Below are 10,856 nucleotides of genomic sequence, written 5' to 3' on the forward strand. Positions count from 1 at the left end.
GGCTACGGCGTTCACCAGGCCATGCTCGGCATCGCCCGGCTCCACAACCTGGCTCTCACCGGATAACTCACACCCCATACGGGACAACCTCTAGGTCTTAGGAATCGTGGCGTTGGTGGTGATCTGCAGCTTCCGTGCGTCGTTCTTGCCAGTGGCTGCGAAATCTGTGTAGTAGTAGGTTGCGGTCATAGTCCGGCTGTCTTTCGGGAACGTACCTATGACTACGACGTCGAAGTGACTCGTTCCTACAGGCCGGTTGTTTTGTATCCACACCTGGTCGAATTGGTGTCCGAAGCAGACGGCGAACCGGGACTTGACGTAGAACTGCTTGTTAGCGAGCCCAAGGACGCACTCTTGCAGCGTCATTGTGTGAGCAGGCTCTGGCAGTGATACGACAGGCGCCTTCCCGGCGGTGGACGAGGCGCGGTCAGGAGCTATGGGCTGTGCAGACTCCTCCTTCGCTCGAGGCGCGAAAGACGTCGCCTTTCCTGTCGTCTCGTGTGGAAGAACGGGGAGCGAGGAGTCATCAGAGGCTAGGGCACGGAGCCGCTCCATCCCGCCGGCCTGGGGTGGACATACGTCTCAACCCGTTGGCTGACTGGGCCCTCGTCTGCTTGAGCGGTCGCGATCGGCACTAGGGTCCGTCTTCAAACGGATCTTGCCCAGAGCAGGAATGACGCGAGACTGACCGCTGCCTCGTAGGAGGTGGCGGTCTTGTCGTATCGGGTAGCGATGCCTCGAAAGCCCTTGAGCCGGTTGAAGCAGCGTTCGACGATGTTGCCTCGACGGTAGGTCTCCCGGTCGAACCGAGGAGGGCGGCCGCCGTCACGGCCCCGGTTGCGGCGGTGGCGTTGCTGGTCGCGCTTCTCCGGAATGGTGTGTGCGATGCCGCGCTTGCGCAGGTAGGTACGGAGGCCGCGGGAGGCGTAGGCCTTGTCCGCGAGTACGTGGTCCGGTCGGCAGCGGGGCCGACCCCGACCAAGGCGGGGCACTCGGATGCGCTCGAGAAGCGGGCGTGCGCAGATCCCGTCGTGGCGCTGGCCGGCCGTGAGCAGGACGGCCAGCGGCCGTCCCCGGCCGTCGCAGGCGAGGTGGATTTTGGTGGTCAGTCCGCCTCGGGATCGGCCGAGGGCGTGATCGTCCGGTTCGTCCTGCCGGCGGATCCCCCTTTTCGGCCCGTGGCGGCGGCGTGCTGGTGGGCGCGGACGATGGTGGAGTCGATCTGGACCAGCCAGTCGATGTCTCCGGCCGCGTCAGCCCGGGCCTGCATCTGCTGCAGGGCCCGGGTGAAGATGCCGTCGAGGGCGTAGCGGCGGAAGCGGGTGTAGACCGTCTTCCACGGCCCGTAGCGTTCGGGCAGGTCACGCCAGGAGATCCCGGTCCGGATCTTGTAGACCATGCCGTTGACCACCCGGCGGTCCTCCACCCGCGGCCGCCCGGTCTTGGCCCGCGGTATGAGCGGAGCGAGTAACTCCCACTCCTGGTCAGTGAGTTCATGACGGCGTACCACCCCACCATGATCCACCATCTAGCGATCTTTGAAGACCGAGCCTAGTGTTGAGTCGGCAACTCAGATACGGGGGTAGTGATGACTGGTCAGTGGGAGACGCTCGGCGAGGCAGCTGGCATAGAGGCGTACGTGCACCGACCCGCGGGTCAGGTGCGGGGCGCCGTGGTCGTCTGCTCCGAACTGTATGGAGTGAATGCCTACGTGCGAGGGACCTGCGCGGAGTTGGCGGCGGCCGGGTACACCGCGCTGGCGCCCGACTACTACTGGCGCAACGCTCGCCGCACCGAACTCGGTTACTCGCCCGAGGAACGCGAGCGCGGCCTGGTGTTGATGCGCGCACTGGACCGGGACGAACTGGTGGCCGACGCATCCGCGGCGCTGGCGGCTGCGCGCGCCGACGCCGGGGAGCGGGGCGTGGCATTCCTAGGCCTGAGTATGGGCGGTCACATCGCGGTGCGGGCTGCGACCGAGCTGAGCTTCGAGTTGGCCGTGGTGTTCTACCCGGGATGGCTGCTGAACAGCGGCTTTCCACTGGTCGGTCCCGTGCCCCCGTTGGAGACCAGCGAGCGGATCGCCACGGGCGGCGCGTTCGTGCTGGGCTTCCGCGGCGAACTGGACCAAATCATCGGGGCCGAGGAGTGGGAACAGGCGGAACAGCGACTCACCAAGGCCGAGGTGCCGCATGAGCTGGTCACCTACCCGGGAGCCCGCCACGGCTTCGCCTGCGCCGACCGCCCGGCCGACTACGCTCCCCAGGCCGGCGCCGATGCCTGGCGGAAGGTGTACGCCACCTTGGCGTCGCACCTGTAGGACCGCACCTGCGTGAACCGGTCACGCAAACGCAGGAGCCCTTCACACGCTGTGGGCAGGCGGCATCCTTCCCCTGCCTGCAGGCGCGGTGGTCGCTGAGCGTGCTCGCTATGACCTGAATGTGGCAAGCGCTCCCGCTCTCGGATCAATAGCGGAGTCACATCCGGATCGCGGTCGGCGGACCGCAAGCGGGTCGGCATGTCCGGCGAGGTCGACAACATCGAGAAATGCTCCACCCTGTACGCGACCCTCCACGGCCGTGTAGACCGGGACGACCATCACGGCCACCTGGAATACGGCGGGATCGAGTTCGAAACTGGCGTCTCGAGGCCGCGGCAGGCGAAGTTCACGGTGGTCGTGCAGTACACGTAGAAGACAACGGACGGCCGTTACGATGCGGGTCGCGGACAGAAGATCGGCGTCATCACGGCGTACTGCAAACAACCAACCGGGGAACAAGTGTCCGGCATGGGCCCAGCTGTAAATCCTCCCGAGCCCGATGGCGAGCAGGCGGCCACGGGCCGCCTCCTCGCCATCGTCCGCTCCTTCGTCACCACGCACGTGCCGTGGAAGCCGCTGCTCATCGGCGCGGTCCTTACCGGTGACGACCGCATGCGCCTCTACCTCCGGTCACCTGAGCGTGACCGCACCTACGGTGTGGACGCGCTGATCAGCCACACGGCACCCGGACTGCTTGGCGCTGTGGTGTCCCCCGCGTTCCTGGCGAACGAGCACCTGCACCAGCCTTCCGACGATCCGCACTGTGATGTGATCGTGGATCTCACCGATTACTAATCTTGTTGTCAAGCCGCTGCCGTGACGGGTGGTGCCGGTTAGTAGCACCGCCCGTCACGGAGCAGGGTCTACAGAACGTTGACCCGTCGCCGGGCGAGAGCGCTGTGGGGCGAGGAGGTCCGCGAGCGGTTCTACGCGCCGGAACTCAACCTCGCCCGGTACATCAAGGACGGCACCGTCACCGACGTCGACAGTGGAGAGTAGGTAGGCGGCGATGAGCCTGTTCGGGGACGGCCTGGAGGCCGCGGTGCAGAAGGCCTTCACCCGCCCCGCGCCCAAGAGCGCGGGTGCGCAGATGCGCTACCTGGTCAAGCAGCTCAAGGGGACAAAGGCGGTCGCCCAGATGCTGCGCATCTCCCAGCGCACCGTCGAGCGATACTAACCCTCGCGCACCATCACCCGAACCCGTGGTCGAAGCCTTTCAGGACCGGGTCAAGCTCCGCGGCCGCGCCGCACAGCGAGCACAGCCGCACCCCCGGCTGCTCGGCTGCGTCCAACGCCCGGTCCAGCGGCAGCACCGGCGCCCAGCCGGCGCCTTTTCGCAGTCGACGGCGTGCACGACACCGCCCCGGCCGGGACCGCGGCCGGGGGCCTTCGCCAGCCAACGCAGTTGCCTTACGGCCGAGCCCCAGAGCTACTGGGCTATCTCGGTCGAGTCCTGGCTCCAGCGCAGTTCGTTCGCCGCTTCTGCCGCTTCCCTGCGGACCTCGGGGTGGGGTGGTGAAGGAACCGCTCGACGATCGGGAGTGCCGCCTGGTCGTGAGTCGAACTGAGAATTGCGAAGAAGGCCCATTTAAGCTGCTCGTTTCCACGTCTAGAGTCGCCGCGGATCGAGGAGCCCGAGCTCCGGGTCGCCGGGGCGAGACCTGCTTAGGCGGCGAGGTGGCTGGCGGTCGGGAAGGTGCTGCCGTCGCCGACCTCGATCAGGATGCGGGCTCCGGTCCTGACGCCGATGCCCGCATCGACGTCAGGACCTTGGAAAGAGGGTGGTCCTCCAGGAGTTCCTCGATCCGCCCGGCCAGAAGTTTGCGCTGGTCGAGCACGGCGGTGAGCGAAGCGGCAAGGCTCGGGACGATCAGTGCGGCCGCCTCGATGCCCGGGACCGTCACGGTCTGCTCGTCCAAAGCGGCGAAGATCTCCTCGACCAGTCGCTCGGCCATCCGCGGTGCCTTCGGCCGCAGCAGGGTGACGAGCCGCCGCCTGCCGGCCTTGCGGATCTGGGCCGGGGAGCCGAACCGTTCCAGCAGGGTGAGGACGGCCGGGTGCTGCAATCGCGGCCCCAGTACCCGTTCCAGCGACGGGTGGATCTGCGTGAGCAGGCCGTGGAGCCGGTTCGCGCCCCTGGTTGCCTCGCCAGCCAGGTCGTCGTCGAAGCCGACGATCATTTCCAGCTCGGCGATTGTCTCGTCCTCGCCGTCGATGGGCCGCCGTGTGCGCGGCATCGCGCGGGCCGCGTCGACGATGATGAATGCGTCCCTCGCGTCCGTCTTCGCCTCGCCCGGGTAGGGATCGGCGATCCGCCGCATCGTCAGGCCCGGCAGATAGGCGACCGGGCAGCCCATGTCCCGCGCGACCGCCAGCGGCAGGGCCCCGATCGAGGCCGGCTGATCGACCACGACCTGATCGACCACGACCAGCACCGTTCCGTGCTTGGCCTGGAGCTTCGCGAACAGTTCGCGGAGGTTGGGTTCGGTGTTGGGCAGGCGCTTGTCGAACGCCTTCTTCCCGGCCGGGGTGACGGCGGTGGCGTGGTGTTCGCCCTTGCCGACGTCCAGGCCGAGGAAGACGTCGATGTCGCCGGTGTCGATCACGTGTAGGCCCCTCCATCACGCTGTCGTCCGGCCTCGCCTCGGCACCGAGCTGCCACATCCACGTTACGGAGAGCTCTTCCGGTCTTGGGTGAAGCCGGTGCTCAAGCCCCTCATCAGCGGTCCGTCGATGTCCCCGAACCCGGTGACACCACGCCCCGGATCCTGAACAACAGGAGGGGGAAGTCATGCCGCGCCCGAAGGCCGGAGGCCCCATCGCGGAGCCACGAAGAAGGTAACGGGGGGGGGGAAGTCGCGCTGCCCGCCGGAGTGAGCGTGCGAGTACTTCACACGCGGCAGCTGTCGATGTGGGTGACGTCGCGGAAGTCGGCGATGATCGGGCTGGCCATGGATTCGCGGTAGACGACGGCTGTCCGGCCGTACGGCCAGGCGTCCTGGTCGCGGAAGTCTTGCTGAGCTTCCGAGCAGCTGCCGAACATGAGGGCGCGGACGGTGTCCGTGTAGTCCGGGTCGTCGTGGTAGTCCTGTCCTTCGGGGTAGATGCCCGGACCGAAGGTGACGAACATCGTCTGTGCCTCCGGATTGAAGCTGACAGTCACGGCGTCGTTCAGGTAAGTCTTGCCTTGAAGGATCGGAGTGGCCTCCGTGATGAAGCGCTGCGCGGCGGCTTTCTCCGCTGGAGTGGCTGGGACCCGGGCAGCGGCCCACTCATCGACAGTGGGCTCGAAGGTGTCGGTGCGGGTGTAAGCGGGGGAGGGCTCCGACGGAGCCTGCGACGCGCGTGAGGCGGGAGCCGCCGCATTCGGCGTGCGGGCAGTTGTACTGTCATTTGCGGTGGGGGACTGCTGCTCTGGGCTAGCGACCGTCGGTGTCTGCTGGTGGACCGCTGAAGGTTGCTGCCGCGCCGCATTTGAGGAGGGCTGGGCGGCGACGAGGGCGGCACCACCGAGGCCGCCCACGATAGCTGCGGCAGCGGCGACCGCGATGTACAGGCGAGTGCGTCTTTTGCCCTGCGGTGGCACGGGCCATGGCGCATCAGTGGCAGGCGGTATGTCCCAATGGAGAGTGACGAGGTCAGTTATCAGGGTCGGTGGCTGGGAAGTGGGGCTGATGACGGCTGTGGTCTGAGCAGCAAGCAGCCGTCCGCATGCTCGGGCGAGGTCCGCGGCTGTCGGCCTGTCGGACGGCTCCTTGGAGAGGGCCCTTGCCGTTAGGGAGTGAAGGTCGTCAGGGAGGCCGTCGAGATCGGGTTCGGCTGACAGAACGCGGAAGGCGACTGCATCGGCAGCCCCGGTACCGAAGGGCAGGCGGCCGGTTGCTCCGTAGGCGATGAGCGCTCCCCAGCGAAGATGTCACCTTGTGGGCCTACAGCGCCGGTGCGGTAATGCTCGGGGCTGATCCAGCCGGGTGTGCCGGTGATCACGCCGGTGCGGGTGACGGAAGTTCCGTCCAAAGCGTGGGCGATGCCGAAGTCGAGGACGGCCGGTCCCGAGGGGGTCAGCATGATGTTCTGCGGTTTGACGTCCCGGTGGGTCACGCCGGCCTCGTGCACGGCCGCGAGGGCGGCAGCGGTGCCAGCTGCCAGAACGTACAAGCCGGCACCCGCCAATGGGCCGATTTCGCTGACGTGTTGGTCGAGAGTAAGGCCGGGTGCGAACGCGGTCGCAAGCCACGGTGAGGGCGCGTCGACGTCAGCGTCGTGTACTGCCACCAAGCATGGCCCCGTGATCCGTCGTGAGAGTTGCACCTCCCGCCGAAACCGGGCCCGGAACTCCGAGTTCGCAGCGTGCGCTGGATGCACGACTTTCACAGCCAACCGCTCACCGCCCGCGCTGAGCGCGGCATACACGGTGCCCATACCGCCCGATCCGAGTCGCCCCACGACCCGGTAGGGCCCCACAGTGCTCGGATCTCCAAGCTGCAGTGGTTGCACCTGACTGGACACGACGAAGCCCCCCTCGCCTTAAGTACTCCCCATGCGCCGCCTGAAGCGGCCCTCGATCGTATCGGGCTCAATGAGCGTTTTCAGCGTTGCCTCTCCAGGGTGAGGACGGCTCTGGTGATGACGGTCATGCGGTTGGGACTGATCCGGGATCTGCGGAAGATCTGCCAGGACTTCAGCTGGGCCATGCCGCGTTCGACCGGCGCCCTCGCCGCGGCCAGAGCCCGGTTGACGATGCGCTGGGTGAGGGTGAGTTCACCGCCCGGTGGGCTTGAGTCCGGTGGTGACCCAGAGGCCGGCACCTTGGTAGGCGCGGTCGGCGAGGATGGGGGCGCCCTGCGCGATCCGGGCCAGACGCTCACCGCCCCGGTGCGGGACGTCCTGGCCCAGCTGCCCATCGCCGCGGAGGACCGTACCGGCTACCAGCGTGACGCCTTCAAGCACTGGGTCGACGCCGACAAGGACGGCTGCAACACCCGCGCCGAGGTCCTCAAGGACGAGGCCGTCATCGCCTCCGAGCAGGGCCCGCGCTGCACCCTGACCGGAGGCCAGTGGTACTCCCCGGATGACGACCGGTACATCGACGGCCCGCGCGGCTTGGACATCGATCACCTCGTGCCGCTGGCCGAGGCGTGGGACTCCGGCGCTTTCCGGTGGTCGGCCGAAGAGCGGGAGGCGTACGCCAACGACCTGGGCGACGACCGGGCATCGATCGCGGTGTCGGCCGCGTCGAACCGGATCGAAGGGGGACCAGGATCAGACCATGTGGCTGCCGCCGGCCGAGGGTTATCGCTCCCCGTACGTCACCGACTGGATCGCTGGCAAGCTGCGCTGGGGCCTGAGCACCGACGAAGGCGAACAAGCCGCCCTGGCGGAGAACCTCAACAAGTGCCCCAACGTGCCGGTCACTGTCGTGCTCGCCCGGTAAGACGCAGAGCGCAGTTGGACGCCGGTCGCAGCGACCGGCCGTCTGCGGCGTCCGCCGGTGCGATGGCGCACCGAGCCGAGCGACACCTGGTGGCGAAGGCGGCGGTCGTGTCATCGGCAGCCGCCACCTCCACTACAGCCAGTCCCGCCACTGCCACGTGGACGTCAGGGAAGAGTCCCCGGCAGCTGCAGTTTCGCGACCGGTGCTCCTTCACCCGACTGATCTCGAGGCAGTCGCCCTATGGCGCCGAGGGCGCCTCCCGCGTCAGGAGGCGCCCTCGGCGTTTGTACCGTGCCTGCGTTCGGCTCAGACTGGGCAGGTCACGGCAACTCGCCGGCCAGGCGCTCCCACGCCTCGTACTCGCTGTAGCGGGGATGACCCGTGAGCAGCGGGGCGAGCCGCCGTACCGGGTTCAGCAGACGCCGGATCATGCGCAGCTCCAAAATGCGCGCGACTTCCAGCTCTCGCCGCCGCGGCGCGAGTGCGGCGGCCTGCTGCCGGCTCATCGGCATGGCGTCCAGCGCCTGTTCGAGGACCGGCCGGGGATCCAGCAGTGGCACATCCGTACGCGGGCCCACCGCATCCACCAGCGAGGTGCGCAACCACAGGTCGCGCAGCAGCCATTCGTTGCGCTGTGTGCTGCCCGAGATCGAGCCGGAAGAGGTCGTCGAAGGGACTGGTCATTGGAATCGCACTCCGGCCGCTGCGAAGGCTTCCCTGCCGATCTGCTCGGCGCCGCCGCCGGGTGCCCAGAACGGGTCCCCGGGGATGTAGTAGTGACCGCTGCGGCTGTCGATGCGCAGGCCGAAGTACTGACCGTTGCCGCCCGCGAGCTCCGCCTCACCGGCGGCCCGGACCGCCCCGCCACCGCAGAGCACCGGGTGGGAGAGCTCCTCTTGCATGACAGTCTTCGGCATGATGACCAGTTGTCCGTCCTCCAGCACGGCCCACTTGACGGGCTCGCCGTCGAAGCCGATGTACCGCTCCCAGTCCGCCGATCCCGGCTTGACAGGCCGGATACCGCACCGCTCCGCCAGGGCTGGTTCTTCCGCGATGGTAGGGGCCCCCGGTTGGGGAATATACGGCAGCTGTTGTGCAAGAGCAGCTTGCTGCTGCCCACGAAGTAGGAGCATCAACTGCGGTTGACAGTGCGCCCGAACTCGCCGGGCCGGCAGCGGTGGACGATCCGGACCTCACGGGGGCAAGGCGTCGCAGCAGGTGGTCGCTGAAGACTCCGGCGAGCAGGGTGTCACCGGCGCGATCGGTGTCACCTGGCACTGTCTCAGCCGTCGTGAGCGTTACCGCTTCGGACGGCACGCCTACGTCCGGCCGGCGCAGTCTTCGAGGTGCGCTGCGGGTAAAGGATTCGGCATCGACCGTTCAACCGTCTTGTCCTGTGCATGACTTAATCGATGGGATGTGCGAGACCACTTCGTGCGACTCCGCGCACATCCCAGGGGAGATTTCGTGCACATAGTCCGTACCGGACGAGGCGCCGCTGCGGCGTCCGCCACCGTCGCCGCCACCGTCGCCGCCGCCGCTTTCGCCGCCGCCGCCCTGGCGACCGCTCCCTCAGCTGGCGCGACCAGCGCGGCTGCGCCCGCCGCCGTGCCGCACACCAAGGCGGTACCGGCTATCGTCGGGCATACCCTCGTCCACGGCGTGGCCGCGCCACTGCCCACCGATCAGTGCCAGGCCAAGTGGAAGATCGCCTGCTACAACCCGCTCCAGTACCGCACCGCGTACAACCTCAACCCGCTGTACCGCAAGGGCATCACGGGCAAGGGACGCACGATCGTCATCGTCGACTCGTTCGGGTCCCCGACGATCCAGCACGACCTGGACGTCTACAGCAAGCAGTTCGGGCTGCCCAGCACCAAGGTGCAGGTGGTCAAGTGGGGCAACGTCCCCGTCTTCGACCCCAAGAACGCGGACATGACGGGCTGGGCCGGAGAGAGCACGCTGGACGTCGAGATGGCGCACGCCGTGGCACCCGGCGCCCGGATCGTGCTGGTGGAGACCGCGGTGGCCGAGACCGAGGGCACCACTGGTCTGCCGGAGATGATGGATGCCGAGAAGTACCTCATCGACCGCGGTGTCGGCGACGTCATCACCCAGAGCTTCGGCGCCACCGAGAACACCTTCCCCGGCTTTGAGAAGGGCGACTTCTCCAGCATCGCCAAGCTGCGCTACGCCTTCCAGGAAGCGAACCGCAAGCACGTGACCGTGCTCGCCTCCTCCGGCGACGGCGGTGCCACCGACGCGACCGCGGACGGCAAGGGCTACTACAAGGAGCGTGTCAACTCCTGGCCCTCCTCGGACCCGCTGGTCACTTCCATCGGCGGCACGCAACTGCACCTGGACAACCAGGGCCGGCGCGTCAAGCCGGACAGCGTCTACAACGACAACGGCGCGGGCGGCGGCGGCCAGTCACACGTCTTCTCCCGCCCGGCTTTCCAGAACGGCGTGAAGAACGTCGTCGGCGCCCGCCGCGGCACCCCGGACGTGTCGATGGCTGCCGCGGTCAACGGCGGGGCCTGGATCTACTCGAGCTTCGACCCGACCGCCAGCGGCTGGGACGTCTCCGGTGGCACCAGTGAGGCCAGCCCGTTGTTCTCCGGCATCGTCGCCCTCGCCGACCAGGTCGCCGGACACCGGGTCGGCGACATCAACGAAGCCCTCTACGGCCTGGCTCGCCACCGCGGCACCGGCGTCATCGACGTCAACGACGGCACCGACAACAGCTACGCCGGCGTCACCGGCTACAAGGCTGTCAACGGCTACGACATGGCCACCGGCGTCGGCACCATCGACGCCCTGCGATTCGTGTCGGCCCTGGCCTGGACGGCCGCCCACCACCGCTGACTGCGGTCGCGCGGTAGCGCACGCACACACCACCCCTGAGGACGGCTCGACGCCCTGGCCCGACGCGAGCCGTCCTCGCCGTTGGAGGGCCCGATCCCCAGCGAGGGGCGGGGCGGCCGCGGCCGGGGGTTGTGACGGCCGGACTAGGGTCCGTCTTCAAACGGATCTTGCCCAGAGCAGCAGCGACGCGAGACTGACCGCTGCCTCGTATGAGGTGGCGGTCTTGTCGTATCTGGT

Annotated in this window: 12 protein-coding genes and 4 pseudogenes; 7 read left to right on the top strand and 9 right to left on the bottom strand. The window is 67.8% G+C overall.

The window, feature by feature from the left end; all coding sequences use genetic code 11:
* Window positions 1–647: 647 nt before the first annotated feature.
* A protein-coding gene (locus tag ACF1GV_RS42225) for an IS5 family transposase (protein ID WP_391692444.1) occupies window positions 648–1,528 on the bottom strand; the annotation gives its coding sequence in 2 pieces (ribosomal slippage) (window positions 648–1,154 and window positions 1,157–1,528; 879 coding nt in all).
* A 60-nt stretch (window positions 1,529–1,588) separates the two neighbouring features.
* Between ACF1GV_RS42225 and ACF1GV_RS42230 the strand changes: the two genes are divergently transcribed.
* From ACF1GV_RS42230 to ACF1GV_RS42250, 5 genes and pseudogenes are all read left to right on the top strand, one after another.
* Window positions 1,589–2,320: a dienelactone hydrolase family protein gene (locus ACF1GV_RS42230; RefSeq protein ID WP_391692446.1), complete on the top strand. Its 732-nt coding sequence runs from the start codon at window positions 1,589–1,591 to the stop codon at window positions 2,318–2,320.
* A gap of 198 nt (window positions 2,321–2,518) precedes the next feature.
* Entirely contained in the window at window positions 2,519–2,692 is a 174-nt protein-coding gene (locus ACF1GV_RS42235) for a hypothetical protein (RefSeq protein WP_391692448.1), read from the top strand.
* Window positions 2,693–2,788: 96 nt separating this feature from the next.
* Window positions 2,789–3,115 (top strand): hypothetical protein, encoded by a 327-nt coding sequence (locus ACF1GV_RS42240; protein ID WP_391692450.1) that lies wholly within the window; start codon window positions 2,789–2,791, stop codon window positions 3,113–3,115.
* Between the two features lie 78 nt (window positions 3,116–3,193).
* A complete protein-coding gene (locus ACF1GV_RS42245) occupies window positions 3,194–3,319 on the top strand; it encodes a hypothetical protein (protein WP_391692463.1) in 126 nt (41 codons plus the stop codon).
* A gap of 10 nt (window positions 3,320–3,329) precedes the next feature.
* Window positions 3,330–3,494 (top strand): annotated as a pseudogene (locus ACF1GV_RS42250) (XRE family transcriptional regulator); the annotation flags it as partial.
* Between the two features lie 16 nt (window positions 3,495–3,510).
* Here ACF1GV_RS42250 and ACF1GV_RS42255 read toward each other — a convergent pair.
* From ACF1GV_RS42255 to ACF1GV_RS42275, 5 genes and pseudogenes are all read right to left on the bottom strand, one after another.
* Window positions 3,511–3,716: pseudogene (locus ACF1GV_RS42255) on the bottom strand (DUF6233 domain-containing protein); the annotation flags it as partial.
* Between the two features lie 41 nt (window positions 3,717–3,757).
* Window positions 3,758–4,926, bottom strand: a pseudogene (locus ACF1GV_RS42260) (IS110 family transposase).
* A 284-nt stretch (window positions 4,927–5,210) separates the two neighbouring features.
* Complete coding sequence (locus tag ACF1GV_RS42265; protein WP_391692452.1) at window positions 5,211–5,483, bottom strand: hypothetical protein; 273 nt, start codon at window positions 5,481–5,483, stop codon at window positions 5,211–5,213.
* 611 nt (window positions 5,484–6,094) lie between these two features.
* Window positions 6,095–6,742 (bottom strand): serine/threonine-protein kinase, encoded by a 648-nt coding sequence (locus tag ACF1GV_RS42270; protein ID WP_391692454.1) that lies wholly within the window; start codon window positions 6,740–6,742, stop codon window positions 6,095–6,097.
* Window positions 6,743–6,909: 167 nt separating this feature from the next.
* Window positions 6,910–7,174: pseudogene (locus ACF1GV_RS42275) on the bottom strand (transposase family protein); the annotation flags it as partial.
* 415 nt (window positions 7,175–7,589) lie between these two features.
* Between ACF1GV_RS42275 and ACF1GV_RS42280 the strand changes: the two are divergent.
* The gene (locus ACF1GV_RS42280; RefSeq protein WP_391692456.1) at window positions 7,590–7,754 is read left to right on the top strand and encodes a hypothetical protein; all 165 of its coding nucleotides are present in this window, start codon (window positions 7,590–7,592) and stop codon (window positions 7,752–7,754) included.
* Here ACF1GV_RS42280 and ACF1GV_RS42285 read toward each other — a convergent pair.
* From ACF1GV_RS42285 to ACF1GV_RS42295, 3 genes are all read right to left on the bottom strand, one after another.
* Window positions 7,732–7,968 (bottom strand): DUF6207 family protein, encoded by a 237-nt coding sequence (locus tag ACF1GV_RS42285; RefSeq protein ID WP_391692457.1) that lies wholly within the window; start codon window positions 7,966–7,968, stop codon window positions 7,732–7,734. The genes ACF1GV_RS42280 and ACF1GV_RS42285 overlap by 23 nt on opposite strands.
* 106 nt (window positions 7,969–8,074) lie before the next feature.
* Window positions 8,075–8,314, bottom strand: a complete 240-nt coding sequence (locus ACF1GV_RS42290) for a hypothetical protein (protein ID WP_391692458.1) — start codon at window positions 8,312–8,314, stop codon at window positions 8,075–8,077.
* 120 nt (window positions 8,315–8,434) lie between these two features.
* Window positions 8,435–8,671: a hypothetical protein gene (locus tag ACF1GV_RS42295; RefSeq protein WP_391692459.1), complete on the bottom strand. Its 237-nt coding sequence runs from the start codon at window positions 8,669–8,671 to the stop codon at window positions 8,435–8,437.
* Window positions 8,672–9,221: 550 nt separating this feature from the next.
* On the opposite strand from ACF1GV_RS42295, the gene ACF1GV_RS42300 reads away from it, so the two are divergent.
* A complete protein-coding gene (locus tag ACF1GV_RS42300) occupies window positions 9,222–10,619 on the top strand; it encodes a S8 family serine peptidase (RefSeq protein ID WP_391692461.1) in 1,398 nt (465 codons plus the stop codon).
* The last annotated feature ends 237 nt before the right edge of the window (window positions 10,620–10,856 follow it).

The organism is Streptomyces sp. NPDC014006 (assembly GCF_043088925.1).
Classification (GTDB): Bacteria; Actinomycetota; Actinomycetes; order Streptomycetales; family Streptomycetaceae; genus Streptomyces.